Source organism: Agrobacterium salinitolerans, from assembly GCF_027498475.1.
In the GTDB taxonomy this organism is placed as follows: Bacteria; Pseudomonadota; Alphaproteobacteria; order Rhizobiales; family Rhizobiaceae; genus Agrobacterium; species Agrobacterium salinitolerans.
On sequence record NZ_JAPZLN010000014.1, the window covers coordinates 1 to 17,056 of the forward strand.

Genomic DNA, 17,056 nt, shown 5'->3' on the forward strand with positions numbered 1-17,056 from the left:
TAAGATGGCGCGCATCATTTGGGCAATGATGACCAGGGAGCAGAATTACAGAATGGCGTGATCCGCTGCCTTTCGCGAAAGGGAATGCGGTGATGCCTGGGGCCAAAAGCTCCGGCAGGAAGATCGACTGACGGAACGATGCGGAAAGGACTTCAATGTTCAGAATGGGGTAAACCAGTCCCGGCGCTCGAGCAAAAAGCTCTCTGAACCGATGTGGCCCCTGTTCTTCGAACTGCATCCCGGCCCGTGGCTAATCAGGCCACATCGAGAGGCCTGACACACGACCGATAGAATTCCTCGTTCGCGGACAGCCGTCAAAAAATCTTCTTGCCAAACCGGGGGCATCCACACACGCGTGCCCCTTAATTCAAAGCCCCCGCCCCAAAACAGGCTGCGGGTTTTGGATTTCGTCTATGTCGCCATCTGGCAACCTTGCGCTGTACGCCTATATCAAATCGTCGGATATTGCCGACTGCTGTGCCGTGAAAGCTTCCGCAAGGTGGGGACCAAGCTTTCGGAAGATAGATCGACGACGAATCGTCGTTCGGCCGCTTAGCCTCTATCGCTCGCCTCGAAGACTGCGCATGGAACTGCGCAGCAGCCTTTCAAAAGCAGATGCGGCCGGCGACAACTGATGATCTCGATTAGCGAGAAGCTGCAACGATCCGGAAGCCAAAATGTCATCGTCTATAGTAATGGTTGCCACCCTATAACCCGGCCGCGCCATTCTACCGGACATGTCAGCCATGATCGCTACTGCCTTTGCCTGCTTCAGGAATGCCAGTCGCACCGGCACCGAATCACTTTCCAGCGCAATCTGCAACAGCGGGAGCACTGCCCGCCGTACGGCCTCGTCGATCAGCGTGCGGGTCGGCGATCCGGCCGGTGGCAACACAAGTGGCCATGGCGCGAGATCCTTCAACGTGCAGGTTCGGGCCCCGAACCCAGCTTTGGAAGCAACGCGATTATGCTTCGTCAACGGGTGATTTTCCTCGACAAGCGCGACCAGTGGTACGTGGCTCTCTGAACGGACTACGATATCACGGTCATGGGGCGCGTTATATGCTACCGCTAGCTCGACGATGCCTTCCCGCAAGAGCGTAATTACCTTCGCGGAATTGCCGACACGAATATCGAAAGAAATCGCCGGATGGGCCTGTTGCATACGCTGCATGGCATCCATCAGAAGCCCTTCCGCAACCGGTTCGATAGCTGAGACTGCGACCTTACCGGTTGTCAGTCCGCTTAGCGAGGTAATGTCATCGCGGGCGCGGGCCAGCTGGTCCAAGGCGCTGCGCGCGCGCCGGGCGAGCATTTTTCCTGCTTCCGTTGGCTTGACACCGCGCGGCAGCCGCACCAGCAGCGACACGCCCAGTTCCTTTTCGAGATTACCGATCTGCCGGCTGAGCGCGGACTGAGCAATATGCAAATCCTCCGCCGCACCGCGCATGGAGCGGGCTTCGATCACGGCGAGGAAATAGCGAAGAGCATCGACATCCATAGTTCACCATAACCGATCTCAAACCAGCATCGCAAATGGTTTCTTGATGACCTTGGTGCAACTGCGACGACATGCTTTAGTTGCTCAACAAATGAAGTGGCAGGTAGCAGATGATAGTTGGAATTGATGTCGGCGGCACGTTCACCGATCTCGTCGTATCCGAAAAGAACGGTGCAGATTTCGTCAAGGTTCCCTCGACGCCGGACGATCCCGGCCGCGGCGTCATCGATGCCTTGACCGCTCTTGCCACCCGCCGGCAAAAGACGCTCGGTGAACTGCTGCCGGAAATCGAAGTGTTCATTCACGGCACGACGGTTGCCACCAATACGCTGATCCAGCGCAACGGGGCAAAGCTCGGTTTGATTACGACACGCGGCTTCCGTGATCTCCTGGAACTGAAAGAAGGGTCACGCGGCGATCGTTACCGCCTACGGCGCGCCGAAACACCGCCATTGATCGACCGGCCGCAGCGGCTTGAGATCGGCGAGCGGATCATGGCCGACGGTTCGGTTGGGACTACACCGGAAATGAGTGAGCTGCGCGATGCCATCGCAAAGCTGCGACAGGACGGTGTGAAGGGAGTCGTCGTCTGCCTTCTGCATGCTTACAAGAACCCCGCGCATGAACGGCTTGTGTTCGATGCCATCGAGGCAAGTGGCTGGGACACCTATGTGTCTCTTGGCAGCGATATCCTCAGCCGCCAGGGCGAATACGACCGGTTGTCTACCGCGACCGTAAATGCCTATGTCGGCCCGGTCCTGCAGGACTATCTGCAGCGCCTCTCCGGCGATCTCTCGAGCCAGGGCATTGGCGTGCCGATCTTCGTCATGCAGTCCACCGGCGGGGTGTTGCCGATTGCGGAAGCCGGCCGGCGTGCAGTCGGCGCGGTGACCAGCGGCCCAGCGGGCGGCGCCATGGGCGCCGCGCTGTTTGCCCGCGAACTCAAGCTTCCAAACCTTGTCACCTATGATACCGGCGGCACCAGCACCGATATCTGCGTCATCGAAAATGGGGTGCCGATCGAGACCCAGCGAAGCGACATGGGGGATCTGCGCATCGCCGTTCCGGCAATCGACATCAATCCGATCGGTGTCGGTGGTGGTAGCGTCGCGCGAATTGACTCCGGCGGCATTCTAGCTATCGGCCCCGAAAGCGCCGGCGCTGTACCGGGAGCCGCCTGCTTCTTGCGCGGTGGCACGCGCCCGACGCTGACGGATGCCAACCTGGCTCTCGGGCTGATAGATCCGGATAATTTCCTCGGCGGCAAGATGAAGCTTTCGGTCGAGGCCGCTCGCCAAGCGATCAAGGAGCATATCGCCGGACCGTTGGGGATGAGCATAGAAGAAGCCGCCTGGGCCATCCATGTCCTGGCGTCGTCGCAGATTGCTGAAGGCATTCGCCTTGCAACGGTTAAGCGCGGCAAGGACCCGCGCGATTTCGCACTGATGTCCTTCGGTGGTGCCGGTGGGCTGCATGCAAGCGAGGTTGCCCGGGAGTTGCAGATTCCTAAAATCGTGATCCCCGAGCTTGCTTCGGTTCTCTCAGCCATGGGTTTCCTTGCAGCCGACGTTCGTCAGGACAGGCAGCGCAGCATCGACCGGCCATTGCGAGATCTAAGTGCCGTAGAGTTGGAAAACCACTTCAGCGAACTGCAGGACGAGGCCCGCAGACAACTGGAGGCGAGCGGCGTCGGTACCGAAAACATGCGGGTGACACGCCATCTGGAATGCCGTTATGCCCGGCAGGTCCACAGCCTTGCAGTTGATGTCAGCGACGAGCGGGATCCGGCCAAAATGGAAGCGGCATTCGTAGCAAATTATAAATCACTCTATGGCCATGCCCATGATGCGGAACCTGCGATCATCGATACGTTGCGGGTCTCCGTTTTCGGTGCCTTGCCACAAATCCGACTGGCTGACCTGCCGGAGGAGCGCCCTCAGGGCTGGCCGGATGCAGCACCGGTTGAACGGCAGATCTATCTCGGCAAACCAGTTACCGCAAAGACCTACAGGCTGGAAAACCTCCGCCGTGGCATGACGCTTTCCGGCCCGGCGATCATCGAGTCGTCTTCGACGACCATATTCGTACAGGAAGGTTTTTCTGTGGGACTCGACCAAAAGGGCAGTCTGCACCTGGAAGGAGGCCGATAATGACCGCGGCACACACGTCAAACCGTCAGGCTCTCAATCCGCTTGTCATTGCCATCGTTCGCCACAAGCTGAAGGCAGTGACCGAGGAAATGGTCGAGACAATGACACGGACCTGTTTCTCCCCAATTCTCAACCAGAACCAGGATTTTTCCGCGGTCATTCTCGATGCCGGCTTCTACACTGTTTCGCAGGCTGAACGCGTGCCGATTCACATGGGTGCGATGCCGCTCGCGGTGGAGAAGATGGCGGAAGCCTTTGCAGGCGACCTGGCCGAAGGAGATGTGCTGATGGCCAACGATCCCTACTGGGGCGGCAGCCATCTTCCAGATATCACGCTAGCAATGCCATTCTTTCTTGAGGGCCGCATCTGGTTTTGGGTGGCACTGCGAGCTCATCAGGGCGATATCGGCGGAATGACCGCGGGCGGTTATGCCGCAGAAGCACGCGAGATTTGGCAGGAAGGGCTTCGCATCCCGCCGGTCAAGGCAGTCAGCCGTGGCGCCTTGCGGACCGACGTGTTGCGCATGGTGTCCGAAAACTCCCGTCGCCCCAGTGATCTTAACGGCGACATGATGGCGCAGTTGGCGGCGGTCGAAGTCGGAGTGCGACGACTGAGCGAGCTTTTCGAGCGTTACGCAGCAAGCGATATCGACGGGGCCGTCGACGCGATCCTAAACAGCGGGGAAGGCAACATGCGGGCTCTGCTAAGGACCTGCCCGGATGGCATCTATCGCGGCCTCAGCCACATGGAATATGACCGTGTGGAGGGGGGGCTGCTCCCAATTCCGGTCACGGTGACGGTGACTGATGGTCATGCCGTCGTCGATCTGACAGAGGCTCCCGACCAGGTCGAGGCGTTCATCAACAGCCCACTTGCCAATACTCGTGCTGCCGTCATGGTTGCTTTTCTATACTTCTCTGGTGAGGACGAAGGGCTGAACGATGGCAGCGCCCGTGCGGTCGAGATCATCACGCGCAAGGGCAGTCTGCTCGAGCCGGTCGTGCCGGCGCCAGTCGGCGCGTGTACTTCCTCGACCGCGTGCGCCGTCATTGAAGCGGTATTGCAGGCTCTAAGCACCGCCGATCCCGCACGCGCGATCGGAGGTTTTGCCCGCCGATTCCGTTTCGCTGTTTCCGGTCATGGTCGCGATGGAAGGCCGTTCATCTGGCACTATTTCTTCAACAAGGGTGGCACCGGCGGCAATCTCGGTCATGATGGCTGGAGCAATATCGGCGGCCTGCACAATCCCGGCGGGACACCATCCCCGAGCATCGAGCGGACCGAGGCGAGCTATCCTTTTGTCGTGGAGGAATATTGCTTGGTGCCTGACACCGGCGGCGCCGGCACAAGTCGCGGAGGGCTCGGCGGACGCCTCGTCCTGCGTTACGAGGGGACTGAACATGCTATCGTGAATGCGTCGGGCGAAGGGGTCGATGTCGTTCCCTACGGCGCCGCCTCCGGTAAGGATGCGCGCGGCCACGACTATCGCATCAAGACCACATCCGGCGCTGAGAGGGTGATCGGCGTTCACGACAGCGCGCTGCCGCTCGAGAAAGGGGGACGCATCGTCTGCCTGTCCGCCGGCGGTGGTGGTTACGGTGATCCGAAAAGCCGCAACCCTGACGACGTGAGCCGCGACGTGGTCTTTGGTTATGTCAGCGAAAAGGCGGCGAAGACAATTTACGGCTGTGATCTCCGATGACCGGACGTCCTGCCGCTGAAGATCGGTCTACCGGATGACGTACTCGATCTGGAAATTCTTCCAGGTAGAGGGACCCGGGGACCTGATGGAAAGCAACTGATCGAAACTACAATGATGCTGCTGCATAGATAGGATTACGTGTGAGACAGTGCTTCGATACGGATCGTTGGTCAAAGGGACCGTGCTATGACAAGTGAAGCCGTGGCTGCGACACGACCGGTAAAAGCTGCGCGGCTTCGTTACGGCGGCCGTTCTGAAACGCTTCTTATGCTCGTCTCGATCGTTGCCGGCTTGGTCGTATGGCAGTTGGTAGCGCAGCGTTATTCCAGTTTTGTGCTTGCCTCGCCTGCGGCCGTTGCCGTCCGGCTCGGGGAGATGGTCGTAAGTGGAGAACTGCCAGCTGCGTTTGCCGCCGCATTGCAGCACATGGTAATCGGCTTTGTTATAGCCTGCGGTATTGCGTTCCCGCTCGGCTTTCTCATGGGGCGCATCCGCTTCGTGCATGATCTGCTAGATCCGATCGTCAACCTCATCTATGCGGTGCCAAGCGTGGCATGGGCTCCCTTTATCATGATCTGGTTCGGCCTCTATCTGGAGGCGCGTATCGCGCTGGTGGTGATGATGTGCATGTTCGACATGATCATTGTGATTTCTAGCGGAGCCCGCAATGTCGATAGGAAGCTGATAAATGTTGGTCGTTCCTTCGGAGCAAGCGGATGGCAGCGCACCAAATATGTGATGCTTCCCGAGAGCCTGCCTTTCACCTTTACAGCACTTAGGATCGGCTTGGTCCGGGCTGTCAACGCTATGATCACCGCCGAACTCTTCCTCGCCGCAGTCAACCTCGGCCGGTTGATGAAACAGGCTTCCGTACGATTCGACAGTGCCGCTGTGCTCGGAATTCTGGTCGTTCTCAGCCTCACCGGGCTCCTGCTCCAGGAATTGCTGCTGATCATCGAGCGCCGTATCTGCATCTGGAGGCCAAATAAATGATAAGGAAAGACTCCCTAGCGATCAACGCACTCGGCATCTTGCTTCTCCTCGTGCTGTGGCAGACAGCCGGTATGGGGCTCGGCGAAGCTCTGCTGGCGACCCCGCTGCAGGTCGGACCGGCAATCATCGGCTTGCTCGCCGATCCGGGTTTTTGGCCGGCGCTCGGCTTCACGCTGTGGCAGATGTTTCTGGGTTACGTGCTAGCGATGGTCGTCGGCGTGCCGCTCGGGATCGCCATGGGCCGTTCGCGCGCCGTCTACAGCATCGTCAAGCCATGGGCATCAATGTTCATCGTCGTGTCGGCCGCCGCCATCGTGCCGCTGTTCATCATCATGCTCGGACGTGGCGTGACCTTCCTTGTCTCAATCGTGTTCGTCGTCACCCTCTGGTACGTGGTGATCTCGATGACGGAGGCAGCACGAAACGTGTCTCCCAAGCTGGTGAACGTCGCCCTGTCGTTTGCCGCCAATCCTTTTCAGCGGTTCCGTTATGTGCTGCTTCCGGCATTGCACCCCTTCATCCTTATTGCCGCGCGCGTTGGGCTGGTACATGCGCTGCGAGCCATGGTGACCGCGGAAATGTTCATCAGCGCCGGCTTCGGCGGGTTGCTCAACAATGCTGGCCTCAATCTTTCGACCGCAAATCTGTTCGGCCTGATCGTCATCCTGATGGCGATCAGCATGGGAGCCACCCTCACCCTGAGCGCCGTAGCTCAACTATCGGCGCCTTGGTACGCTAGCCGCCTCGGTGATTAAGCAAAAACCCATCCGCAAAGCAAAAAAAGGGGAATTACATGCTTGGAAATATTAACAGACGTGACGTCCTGCGCACCGGCCTTGCAGGTGCCGGTATGATTGCACTCGGCCCGGTATCAAAGGCTTTCGCCCAATCCGGCCATATCCTGAAGATCAATACGCTCGCTTCCGCCGCGGCTGTCAACGTGCCGATGCAGACGGCGCTGCGCATGGAACTCCAGAAGATCCCGGGCTTTGGAGCACCCGAAGTGCGCCCAACGGCAAAGATCCCCCAGATCGCCCAGGAAGTCATTGCCGGCTCGGCCGATCTCGGTGATGCAGATGTCGCCTCGACGCTTGCCGGCGCCGAAGCTGGTGCAGACCTCAAAATCATAGGGCTCTCATACAGCAACACCTCGCAGGTCATCGTCGTTAACGCCGACAAGACCAAAGGACTGGAAGACGTCGCCAAGAATGGCGGCACGATCGCAGTCAACAGCATTGGCGATTTCATGTACGTGATGCTGCTGGGCGCGCTCGCCAAACGTAACATCGATGCTACGTCGATCAATTTTGTCGAAATGGGCAGCTCCGGCGACCGCGCCCGCGCGCTCCTCGCTGGCCGTGTCGACGCCGTTCCGATGCATGTCGAACAAGCAACTCAGCTTGCCGGCCAGGGCAACTACCAGATCCTCGTTCGCCCATGGCAGGAATTCGACAACTGGTTCTCTGCCGTTATCATCTCCACAGCCGAGTGGCTGAAGGCGGAAGAGAACAAGGCAGCGGCCGTTGCGGTCATCAAGTCCGTTCTGACTTCCTTCCGCAAGACCAACACCGATTACGAATGGTACAAGGCCCGTGTGGGCGACTTTGCCTCGTCGAAGGACCTGAAGGCCGCCGGCGACGACGTCCTCAAGCCAGTCTGGCAGACCCTGACGACCGATATCAAAGCCTTCCCGGGCGACATGGCGCCGCTCAATGTTGATCAATTCTCAAAGATCATACCGGTCTACAAGCAGGCTGGAGCGCTGAAGGGCACCGTCGATCTAAACAAGGTTATCGATCGCACCTATCTCGAACTGGCTTTGAAAGATCTGGGCTAATGGCGCATCTGTCGATTACGAATGTTTCGAAGTCCTTTGCTGAGACAGAGGTCATCGTGCCGCAATCGCTGGAAGTCGAGGATGGCGAGTTCGTCGCCCTCCTCGGACCTTCCGGCTGCGGGAAGTCCACCCTTCTCCAGATCATCAATGGCCTGGTGTCCGCCGATACGGGTAAGATACTGCTCAATGGCGAGGACATTACAGGCAAGACAGGCTTCGGTCGGGGCATGGTTTTCCAGGGCGCGGATCTTTTTCCGTGGCGGACTGCCCTGGAAAACGTTGCCTTCGGCCTGGAGATCATGGGGGTGTCGAAGGCAGAGCGAACGGAGCGTGCAATGCACTATCTCCATCTCGTCGGCCTCAAGGGTTTCGAGCATGCGTGGCCGCATCAGTTGTCTGGCGGCATGCAGCAGCGCGTTGGCATCGCCCGCGCCTTCTGCATCCAGCCCAGCATACTGATGATGGACGAGCCGTTTGGAGCGCTTGACGTTCAGACGCGCGACATCCTGCAGGACGAACTCGTGCGCATCTGGGAAGCCGAACGAAAGATGGTGTTGTTCGTAACCCATGGTATCGAGGAGGCCCTTTATCTCGCCGATCGCATTCTCGTTTTCTCCAAACGCCCGGCACGGGTGCTGCGGGAAATCCGCGTCCCCTTTGCGCGACCACGGCATGACGACATGAAGCTTTCGCCGGAATTCGTTCAGCTGCGCCGCGAAATCGCTGAACTGTTGCGCCACGATATCGAGGTATGATGATATGGCTGACGTGACGACCGCAACTCGATCTTATGGTGCCGAACTTGCGAAATCCGTCGCCGCGATCCGCTACGACGATCTGCCGACGGATGTCGTAACGATCATCAAGCTGTTCACGCTCGATACGCTCGGTGTCATTGCCGGGGCGGCCAAGGCGCCGGGCATGCAGGAACTGGTCGACTCGCTTGAGGCTTGGGAAACCGGCGGTCTGTCGACGCTCCTGCTGGGCTCCAACAAGGTCAACCCGGTGAGCGCGGCGCTTGCCAACGGGGCGGCGGCCCATGCGCTCGACTTCGACGACCAGCACGATCCTGCCCGGGTGCATGTGTTCTGCGTCGTGCTTCCGGCGGTGCTCGCAGCAATGGAAGCCGAGGACCGGACAATCAGCGGACAAGATATCATTCTGGCGGTGGCCGTCGGCGTCGAGGTATTCTGCCGGCTCGGCCTTGCCTGTTATAATTCTCTCGGCAAGGGCTGGCATCCGACGACGGCACTCGGTACGATTTCCGCCGCGGCCGCAGTCTCCAAGATCTTCCAGCTCGACGAGGCACAGGCACTCAGTGCGCTCGGGCTCGCATTCGTGCAACTCTCCGGTACGACCCAGTTCATCGCTGACGGTGCATTGGCAAAGCGCGTTGGTCCTGGTTTCGCTGCCCGCTCCGGCGTGCTTGCAGCGCATCTTGCTCGCGGCGGCATAACCGGCCCGCATCGCTTTCTCGAAGGTCAGTCGGGACTGTTCAATCTCCAAGAACGCGGTGAAGTGAAGCCTGAGATCGTCGTCGCTGAATTCGGTACGCTCTGGCAGGTTCGCGACCTTTCTATGAAGCCCTACCCCTGTTGCCGATGCAATCATACGGTGATCCAGTTGGCGCTGGAGCTGAGGGCTAAGGGCCTCAAGCCGGTCGATGTGAAGAGCGGGCTGATCGAACTTGGCGAGGTGAACCGCAAGATCGTCGGCGCGGCCTTTGATCGATCTCATCCGACGCTGGTCGTCCATGCGCAATTCAATGCTGCCTATGCATTCGCCGCGGCGCTTGCAGATGGCGAGGTGTCGATCCGCTCGTTCACGCCCGAGCGCATTGGTGCCAAAGACGTTGCTTACGCCGCCACGATCGACACGTGTTCGACGCCCGACTACGACGAAACCGCCGTCGCCCCGGCCCGTGTCTCGATCACCACTCATGACGGACGCGTTTACGCCGCTGAAAAGCTGACGATGAAGGGCGCTCCCGACGAGCCAATGACCCATGTCGAAGTATTGGCAAAATTCGCCTCATGCCTGGAATGGGGTTTTGGCGCCACCGGCGCATCGGTCGAAGAACTCCAGGATTTCGTCATGGACCTGGATGGGCAGCCAGACGGCAAACAAATGCTCAAGCTGTTCATGCATGCACGGGGCCGGTGAAAGATAAGCGTTCGAAGTTGGTTGGGTCCGAGTTTGCTTTCACTGGAGGGTGCGATGACAGATGCGAGGGTAAGGTAGATGCGGTCTGACGATCAAGATGGAGGTCAGATTTCTCCGCGTACGATCACCGCACGCAACGCCGCATTTATAGGTAGCGAGGGCGGCCGCCAGAAGCTGCTGACGCCTGCTCTGCTCGTTGAACTCGACACGCTCGATGCGAATATCGCTAACATGCAGGAGCGTTGCAGCAAACTTGGCGTTGACCTTCGGCCACATGCCAAGGCGCACAAAACGCTGGGGATCGCCAAACGGCAGCTCGCCGCCGGCGCCGTCGGTATCTGTGTTGCAACACCGGGTGAAGTCGAGGTTTTTGCCGATGGCGGCATAACCGATATTCTTTTGACATCGACCTTCGCACCGGGCACGACGCTTGATCGTCTGGTGGAGGCGGCAAATCGCTGCCGGCTGACGCTGGTCCTCGACAATGTCGATACGGCGGCGGCATTGGGGCAGGCCGCAGAGACGCGCGGGATCACGATCCGGGTACTGATCGATCTCGACATGGGCCGGCATCGCTCGGGTCTGTCCGAAGCGAAGGATCTTTCGGCACTTGCGCGGATAGTGGATCAGGCAGATTGGCTTTGCCTGGTGGGGCTTCAGGCGTATGCCGGGCATCTGTCGCACCGTCCAGATATCGCCGGCCGGATGGCTGGCGCCGAGGAGGCCGCGGTTCGCATCCGCAAGGCTCTGGATGTGATCGAGCCTTTCATTCACGGCGAAAAGCCGGTCGTCTCGGGCGGCAGCACCGGCGCCTTTCTTCAGGAGACGGCGCTCGGCCTCTATACCGAATTCCAGTGCGGCAGCTATGCCCTGATGGATGCGGAATACGATGTTGTCGATCCGGATGGATCGGCGAAACCGCTTTTTCCAACCAGCCTGTTTGCCGCTGTGCGCGTCATTAGCTCCAATCATCCCGGCATTGCAACAACGGATGGTGGCGAAAAGCGTTTTGTTGCCAAGCACGGAACGGCGCCGGTAATCAGGCGCGGCGGCAGGCCCGGCGCGACCTACAAGCCGACCAGCGACGAACATGGCACAGTGACGCTCGCGGACGATGAAATCATGCCTGTAGGTTCGCTCCTCGAGTTGCAGGTGCCGCACTGCGATCCGACGGTGAACCTCTATGATTTCATCCATGTCGTCCGCGATGACATACTTCTCGATATCTGGCCGATCGACGCACGCGGTGCCTGACACTCGGGTACTCCGTCATGACGAGTTGGCGATCTGCATTTGGCGATTGTAGGTATCGCCACTCAGGCAAGACGGTTGTAGGACACTTAAGGTCAGCGGAAACCGTAGAGCGCGTTCGGGTTAGATATGAAAATCTGGCGGAGGAGCGTCGTATCCCCCTGAGCCATAGGATTGACCATATCTTTCAGCCTCTGGAACTCCGGCTTGGACGCTTCGGTCATATGAGGCCAGTCGCTTCCCCACACGACTCGCTCTGGCGAATTGTGCACAAGCGCCGAGCCGAGTGACGCCACTTGGAGATCAGCGCTCGAACCGTGCGACACCAGGTAGGGAGCGGATAATTTTATCCATGCCCGCTTTTCTGCGAGCATATCGCACACGACCTCGTAGGCGGGATGCTCCAATCCACCTTTTGCTGGCAATCGAGCAAAATGATCGAAGACTATTTGGCACGGAAGCCTTTTAAGCAAGGGAGCGTAAGCAGCGATCTGATCCGCCATTGCATGGAGTTGAATGTGCCAGCCAAGCGGCGCTAGGAGCGTCACTTAGAGTTTCGGGCAGCTGAAATTGCGATTCCATCATCAAGCTTCTATAAACCGCTGGAGCGAACTCAAAACTGGATAAAACTTGGGGGCAAGGTCACTCGCGGCGAAGCCTCCCTTGTGAGCGCGGCAACGCAAGCGGCGCGCCTTCCCCCGAAGGGGTGATCGGTTCAATGAGCCGATCCATAAGCAAACGGATCATATTCGTTGATGATGGCGTCTTCATCGCCGTCATACTCGGCGGAAGGCATGACGCCGATCTCGCCATCGATTTCGAAGAGGGTGACCGGAACCATCAGGGTCCGGGCAAGATCGAGTGCGTGGTTTTGTGCGAGGCTGAACCCCTCGTGGGTTGACCGTCCAAGGACGGGATTGGATTAGGGATGCCAACCAAGAGAGCTGGGTTCGGCAACGCTACTGGTTGGAGCGGATTGGTATTCGTTCTCGCCGCACCTGACCTTCGTCCGGAGCAGCCGGATTGCCATTTTCCGTAACGAGGGAAAGGTGGGGAACTGCGTCTTTTTCAAAGCGCGACTTCGACACAGGCACAATTTGACACGGCGGCCGGGGTGATCAACCGTCGCAACCCTGCCAATGCAACGAAGTCAGCGCCGTCCATCTAGAGGCCTACCCGAACGGCAGGCTCACTGATATCGTCAAAGGCCCGGACAACATTGGGCTCTGTGAGCCGCTCCCTCAACACTTCAGGCAATCTGCGCCGCCAGAATACGAGACTGCGATGGCAATAACGCTCATGAAAACAAGACGGAAAGATCCAACGCGAACTCAGGAGAATATCTTGGATGTCGCGACGGAAGAATTCGCTGGAAATGGCTTGGCAGGGGGCAGGATTGATCAGATCGCTGCGCTGACCCGGACTTCGAAACGCATGATCTACTACTACTTCGGGAGCAAGGAAGGACTCTACCTCGCGGTTTTGGAGAGAGCATACCGTAAAATTCGGTCTGTGGAGGCGGACCTGCAGCTTGGAGACCTTGCCCCGGACGTGGCGCTAACCAAGTTGATTTCGTCCACTTTCGACCATGACGAATCCAATCCTGTTTTCGTACGGCTCGTCAGCATCGAAAACATCCACTATGCCGCACATATGATGCGATCGGAAGTCATTCGGGACCTAAACATCTCCGTGATCGAAGTGCTCGACGACATCCTCACTCGCGGCCTGGAAAGCGGTGTCTTCAAACGCAAGGTTGAGGCTGTCGACCTGCACATGTTGATCAGCGCGTTCTGCTTTTTCCGTGTCTCCAACAAGCATACATTCGGCACGATTTATCGACTCGATCTTTCCGCGACCGACACCGTTGAACGGCATAAGGCCATGATTTCCGACGTGGTGCTCAGTTATCTGAAGACAGCCTGATGTGCGTGAGACCGAGCATTTTACCGGTCCCGATGCCGGCGTCCGAGAAGACGGCCGTCTCTGAATGAACTGCCCTAATGATCCGGCGTCAGCAGAATGTGTTGAATTAACGAAATAGTACGTTACACTCGCGACCGGGAGAAGAAAGAGGAGCGGTTGCTTCTCCGATAGGGAGTGGACGCGGCTTCGGCACGTGTGCCGAGCGCTGACGCTTGTCTTGACCTCCCTGGAAAATGGAGGAATTCACATGACATCATCACACGTGATCGCGAACCGCAGAGGAAGGTTCGCTCTTGCCGCGAGCATCGTCAGTCTTATCTTATGGCCCTTGCCGCTGAAAGCAGCAGACGGCAGCAGCGTTGCCGACAATTTCCGGAAAGCCTTTGAAGCCGCTGGGACGGAGCACTTCAATCTGTACAACATGCTTTGCCCTCGCATCGAAAATGCGAATGCGGGCAAGATTGCCCAGCCGGACGAAGCTCGTAAGGAGTCGATCGAAAAAGCGGGGTCCGCAAAAGTTTTCGACAACCTCTACTACGTGGGCGAGTACGCTTTCTGGGAAAGCTCCGCTTCCGCGTGGGCAATCGACACTGGTGAGGGGTTGGTGCTCATCGACACGCTCAATCCTGACTCCGGTCCTGTTCTTATCGAAAAAGGATTGCGGGAGCAGGGTTTCGACCCTAAAAATATCAAGTATATCATCGTCGGTCATGCGCATGGTGATCACTACGGTGGTGCTCGCTATCTGCAAGACAAGTACAGCGCACGCGTAATGATGTCCGACGCCGAGTGGGATTTCCTGGCTAAGGACAAGCGTGACCCTGCCCAGAAACCAAAGAAGGATATGGTGATCAAGGATGGCGAGACCTTCCGTCTTGGTTCGGCTTCCTTTTCCTTCTACGTCACTCCGGGTCATACTCCAGGCACTGTGTCTACCATCTTCACCGTCAAAGACGGACCGAAGGAGCGGAAAGTCGCGCAGTGGGGAGGAACCGGTTTCGGCTTCAGCGGAGCTCAAGGGGAAGAGAAGCTCAACTGGTTCAAGACCTATGTCGAGTCAGCGGAAAGGTTCAAGAGCGTCATCAGAGAAAGCGGCGCGGACGTTGTCATCGCCAACCATCCAGGCCTGGATAACACGATCGAAAAGAACGCAGCGCTTAGCCAACCATCCGGCCGGGATAACAATCCCTGGGTGATAGGCAATGACCGCGTCATTGCCTATGTGCAAACAGCGCAGTCGTGCGCTGCCGCCGGGCTCGCTGCATATCAATGAGCAAGCTGAGGGCCGGGTATCCGGCCATCTTCATATCCAGCTATTTTGACCCTGACGCACCCGGAGGAGGAGCCCATGCGGGTCCTGTCAGAACCTCAGGCCGGAAATCAGGGACACTTCGGTGACAATCAACCTGAGCAAGCAATTTCGATCGCGTTATCAGACAGGGAGATCAGATAATGAAAAGCCTAAAGAATGCCGTAAACGCCGCTTTATTGGTGGTGTCCGCTCTTTTGACGACAAGCTCAACGAGCTTCGCGCAGACCAGGCCGACAGTTCAGACCACGGGGATAGAACGCCCCGAGTCGATCATCTATATCGGGAACAGCTTCTTTTACTTCAACAATGGGATCAGCGGGTTTATCTCGAGAATCCTCGCCGCGGCCGACCCTGAATATAAGCTCCGCAACGCACAGGTGACGATAAGCGGCTCCGGTTTCGATTGGCACGACGTCGGCTCGTATTTCCGACCCAATGCGGTGGGCCGTTACACGATCGACAGTAAAAACGTGGTCACTTTCAATAATCCGGAGCGTCTGTTCGACCTGGCTATTATGATGGACTGCAGCCAATGCCCGGTCCATCCACAGCTGAAGGACATATTCTACGAATATGCGGCCAAACATTCGGAAACCGTCAGAAAGAACGGTGCTGAGCCCGTTTTCTTCATGTCGTGGGCCTACCTCGATAAGCCAGAGATGACAGAACAACTAGCCGAAGCCTACACGCGCATCGGAAACGAAAACAAGGCACTGGTTATTCCTGCAGGTCTGGCCTTTGCCAGATCAGTCAAGGAGCGTCCCGATATCAATCTCTATATGGCTGACAAGCGGCACCCGACGCCTGAGGGATCATATCTGGCAGCCCTGACGACCTACGCGGCAATTTTCAATAAAAATCCAGTAGGCCTCAGTTATACAGCCGGATTTGAGGAGAACGTCGCAAAATACCTTCAATCCGTGGCTTGGGAAACGACGAACCAGTACTTGCAGCGAGAACAATGATGACTGCGGAGAACCATTGGGAGGAATTGGGGGCCATGCTTAACTGCCGGCCCTTGGCGGCAAGCGATTGTGACTTTGCTCTGCACCACGCTGAAGGAGAACATTTGTTTCCGTCGACCGTGAATGGGGCATAGGGTTTACTGTTAAAGAAATGAAGCGGTTACTTTCTACTTCGTTCATCGCTGCCTTGTTGTTTGCACGTCGCGACGCGGAGGCGCTCCAAACATACGTGAATACTCGCGGCTGAACTGGGGTACACTTTCGTATCCCACTCTGACCGCTGCGGTATTGGCATCGACCCGCTCTGTCAGCATCAGATTTCGGGCTGCATAGAGACGCAGGCTTTTTTGATATTGAAACCGCCGAGGACGATTTATGACTGGCGGCATTACCTTGCGGTCATCCAGCGCAAACCCGGAGCCCTGCGCAATGGTGCGCCTTTCCTGGAATTGCCGCTGGCTTTCGACAACTGCAGGACCAGATGCTTCGCCGTGCCGGTGGTGATCGGGAGATGGCCGACATCCTCGCTCTGGTGCTTCATCACGACGAACAGGTTGTCGTCAGGGCTGTGGAACTGGCTCTGGATCAAGGCGTGGCGACTAAGACGCATGTGCTGAATCTGCGCCAGTTGCACCGATGCGAGTTCATCGACGGAGCGCAGAATGTCGTGCTTGTCGGCGGACCTGGCACAGGAAAAACACATGTGGCGACCGCCCTCGGTGGCGATCGAGCATCATCGCCGCAAGGTCCGCTTCTTCTCGATCATCGAACTGGTCAACGCGCTTGAGCAGGAGAAGGCTAAAGGCAAGGCAGGCCAAATCGCTGAGACGCTGGTTTGTCTCGATCTGCTGATCCTCGATGAACGCGGATACCTTCCGTTCAGTGCCTCAGGCGGAGCGCTACTCTTCCACCTGCTGAGTAAGCTCTACGAGCGCACCAGCGTCGTCATCACCACCAACCTCAGCTTCAGCGAATGGGCCACCGTCTTCGGCGATGCCAAGATGACAACGGCTCTGCTGGACCGGCTGACCCACCGTTGTCACATCCTCGAAACTGGAAACGACAGCTTCCGATTCAAAGCCAGCTCGGCTGCAGCCGCACAGAAGAGAGGAGAAAAGGCCAATCCCTTGACCAAAACCTGATCAGAAAACCATACTCAGAGGTGGCTCACTTCTCGGTGGAAAAACCGGGGGTGCGGACGAAAACTTGGACCACCAAGGAGGTAGTTCATGTATTCCTACGCAGACAGACTTCG

16 protein-coding genes and 2 pseudogenes are annotated in these 17,056 nt (G+C 57.9%); 14 read left to right on the top strand and 4 right to left on the bottom strand.

Going from position 1 to position 17,056, the window contains the following annotated elements; genetic code table 11:
- Together O9X91_RS23645 and O9X91_RS23650 are read right to left on the bottom strand one after the other, a co-directional pair.
- Nucleotides 1–238 (bottom strand): hypothetical protein (locus tag O9X91_RS23645; protein WP_269834419.1); only part of this gene is annotated, 238 nt, incomplete at its 3' end.
- 321 nt (nucleotides 239–559) lie between these two features.
- The gene (locus tag O9X91_RS23650; protein ID WP_142914296.1) at nucleotides 560–1,501 is read right to left on the bottom strand and encodes a LysR family transcriptional regulator; all 942 of its coding nucleotides are present in this window, start codon (nucleotides 1,499–1,501) and stop codon (nucleotides 560–562) included.
- A gap of 110 nt (nucleotides 1,502–1,611) precedes the next feature.
- Here O9X91_RS23650 and O9X91_RS23655 point away from each other — a divergent pair, with 110 nt between their 5' ends.
- From O9X91_RS23655 to O9X91_RS23690, 8 genes are all read left to right on the top strand, one after another.
- The gene (locus tag O9X91_RS23655) at nucleotides 1,612–3,651 is read left to right on the top strand and encodes a hydantoinase/oxoprolinase family protein (RefSeq protein WP_142914295.1); all 2,040 of its coding nucleotides are present in this window, start codon (nucleotides 1,612–1,614) and stop codon (nucleotides 3,649–3,651) included.
- On the top strand, nucleotides 3,651–5,354 hold the full coding sequence (locus tag O9X91_RS23660) for a hydantoinase B/oxoprolinase family protein (protein WP_142914294.1): 1,704 nt from the start codon (nucleotides 3,651–3,653) through the stop codon (nucleotides 5,352–5,354). Before O9X91_RS23655 ends, O9X91_RS23660 begins: the two co-directional genes overlap by 1 nt.
- A 186-nt stretch (nucleotides 5,355–5,540) precedes the next feature.
- Entirely contained in the window at nucleotides 5,541–6,347 is an 807-nt protein-coding gene (locus O9X91_RS23665) for an ABC transporter permease (protein WP_142914293.1), read from the top strand.
- Complete coding sequence (locus tag O9X91_RS23670) at nucleotides 6,344–7,102, top strand: ABC transporter permease (RefSeq protein WP_142914292.1); 759 nt, start codon at nucleotides 6,344–6,346, stop codon at nucleotides 7,100–7,102. The genes O9X91_RS23665 and O9X91_RS23670 overlap by 4 nt, the downstream gene beginning before the upstream one ends.
- Before the next feature lie 38 nt (nucleotides 7,103–7,140).
- Nucleotides 7,141–8,184, top strand: a complete 1,044-nt coding sequence (locus O9X91_RS23675; protein WP_142914291.1) for an ABC transporter substrate-binding protein — start codon at nucleotides 7,141–7,143, stop codon at nucleotides 8,182–8,184.
- Nucleotides 8,184–8,939, top strand: a complete 756-nt coding sequence (locus tag O9X91_RS23680; protein WP_142914290.1) for an ABC transporter ATP-binding protein — start codon at nucleotides 8,184–8,186, stop codon at nucleotides 8,937–8,939. Before O9X91_RS23675 ends, O9X91_RS23680 begins: the two co-directional genes overlap by 1 nt.
- A 4-nt stretch (nucleotides 8,940–8,943) precedes the next feature.
- Nucleotides 8,944–10,347: an MmgE/PrpD family protein gene (locus O9X91_RS23685; protein ID WP_142914289.1), complete on the top strand. Its 1,404-nt coding sequence runs from the start codon at nucleotides 8,944–8,946 to the stop codon at nucleotides 10,345–10,347.
- Between the two features lie 78 nt (nucleotides 10,348–10,425).
- A complete protein-coding gene (locus O9X91_RS23690; protein ID WP_142914288.1) occupies nucleotides 10,426–11,601 on the top strand; it encodes an alanine racemase in 1,176 nt (391 codons plus the stop codon).
- A gap of 92 nt (nucleotides 11,602–11,693) precedes the next feature.
- Here the strand turns inward: O9X91_RS23690 and O9X91_RS23695 are convergent, their stop codons facing one another.
- Entirely contained in the window at nucleotides 11,694–12,146 is a 453-nt protein-coding gene (locus tag O9X91_RS23695) for an amidohydrolase family protein (RefSeq protein ID WP_269833179.1), read from the bottom strand.
- Nucleotides 12,147–12,316: 170 nt separating this feature from the next.
- On the opposite strand from O9X91_RS23695, the gene O9X91_RS23700 reads away from it, so the two are divergent.
- From O9X91_RS23700 to O9X91_RS23715, 4 genes are all read left to right on the top strand, one after another.
- A complete protein-coding gene (locus O9X91_RS23700) occupies nucleotides 12,317–12,499 on the top strand; it encodes a hypothetical protein (RefSeq protein ID WP_161596399.1) in 183 nt (60 codons plus the stop codon).
- A gap of 383 nt (nucleotides 12,500–12,882) precedes the next feature.
- Nucleotides 12,883–13,524 (top strand): TetR/AcrR family transcriptional regulator, encoded by a 642-nt coding sequence (locus O9X91_RS23705; RefSeq protein WP_269834420.1) that lies wholly within the window; start codon nucleotides 12,883–12,885, stop codon nucleotides 13,522–13,524.
- Between the two features lie 247 nt (nucleotides 13,525–13,771).
- A complete protein-coding gene (locus O9X91_RS23710; RefSeq protein ID WP_142914285.1) occupies nucleotides 13,772–14,797 on the top strand; it encodes an MBL fold metallo-hydrolase in 1,026 nt (341 codons plus the stop codon).
- 179 nt (nucleotides 14,798–14,976) lie between these two features.
- Nucleotides 14,977–15,801: a hypothetical protein gene (locus O9X91_RS23715; protein ID WP_142914284.1), complete on the top strand. Its 825-nt coding sequence runs from the start codon at nucleotides 14,977–14,979 to the stop codon at nucleotides 15,799–15,801.
- 176 nt (nucleotides 15,802–15,977) lie between these two features.
- Here O9X91_RS23715 and O9X91_RS23720 read toward each other — a convergent pair.
- A pseudogene (locus O9X91_RS23720) lies at nucleotides 15,978–16,157 on the bottom strand (helix-turn-helix domain-containing protein); the annotation flags it as partial.
- A gap of 3 nt (nucleotides 16,158–16,160) precedes the next feature.
- Between O9X91_RS23720 and O9X91_RS23920 the strand changes: the two are divergent.
- Nucleotides 16,161–16,588 (top strand): annotated as a pseudogene (locus O9X91_RS23920) (ATP-binding protein); the annotation flags it as partial.
- Nucleotides 16,503–16,943 (top strand): ATP-binding protein, encoded by a 441-nt coding sequence (locus O9X91_RS23730; RefSeq protein ID WP_193559334.1) that lies wholly within the window; start codon nucleotides 16,503–16,505, stop codon nucleotides 16,941–16,943. The pseudogene O9X91_RS23920 and the gene O9X91_RS23730, both read left to right, overlap by 86 nt.
- Nucleotides 16,944–17,056 lie beyond the last annotated feature (113 nt).

Excerpts from the sequence above, each read along its gene's own strand:
- O9X91_RS23730 (WP_193559334.1), top strand. The coding sequence starts at position 16,503 with ATGTGGCGACCGCCCTCGGTGGCGATCGAGCATCATCGCCGCAAGGTC.
- O9X91_RS23690 (WP_142914288.1), top strand. The coding sequence starts at position 10,426 with ATGCGGTCTGACGATCAAGATGGAGGTCAGATTTCTCCGCGTACGATC.
- O9X91_RS23660 (WP_142914294.1), top strand. The coding sequence starts at position 3,651 with ATGACCGCGGCACACACGTCAAACCGTCAGGCTCTCAATCCGCTTGTC.
- O9X91_RS23665 (WP_142914293.1), top strand. The coding sequence starts at position 5,541 with ATGACAAGTGAAGCCGTGGCTGCGACACGACCGGTAAAAGCTGCGCGG.
- O9X91_RS23710 (WP_142914285.1), top strand. The coding sequence starts at position 13,772 with ATGACATCATCACACGTGATCGCGAACCGCAGAGGAAGGTTCGCTCTT.
- O9X91_RS23700 (WP_161596399.1), top strand. The coding sequence starts at position 12,317 with ATGAGCCGATCCATAAGCAAACGGATCATATTCGTTGATGATGGCGTC.
- O9X91_RS23680 (WP_142914290.1), top strand. The coding sequence starts at position 8,184 with ATGGCGCATCTGTCGATTACGAATGTTTCGAAGTCCTTTGCTGAGACA.
- O9X91_RS23670 (WP_142914292.1), top strand. The coding sequence starts at position 6,344 with ATGATAAGGAAAGACTCCCTAGCGATCAACGCACTCGGCATCTTGCTT.
- O9X91_RS23705 (WP_269834420.1), top strand. The coding sequence starts at position 12,883 with ATGGCAATAACGCTCATGAAAACAAGACGGAAAGATCCAACGCGAACT.
- O9X91_RS23655 (WP_142914295.1), top strand. The coding sequence starts at position 1,612 with ATGATAGTTGGAATTGATGTCGGCGGCACGTTCACCGATCTCGTCGTA.
- O9X91_RS23715 (WP_142914284.1), top strand. The coding sequence starts at position 14,977 with ATGAAAAGCCTAAAGAATGCCGTAAACGCCGCTTTATTGGTGGTGTCC.
- O9X91_RS23675 (WP_142914291.1), top strand. The coding sequence starts at position 7,141 with ATGCTTGGAAATATTAACAGACGTGACGTCCTGCGCACCGGCCTTGCA.
- O9X91_RS23650 (WP_142914296.1), bottom strand. The coding sequence starts at position 1,501 with ATGGATGTCGATGCTCTTCGCTATTTCCTCGCCGTGATCGAAGCCCGC.
- O9X91_RS23685 (WP_142914289.1), top strand. The coding sequence starts at position 8,944 with ATGGCTGACGTGACGACCGCAACTCGATCTTATGGTGCCGAACTTGCG.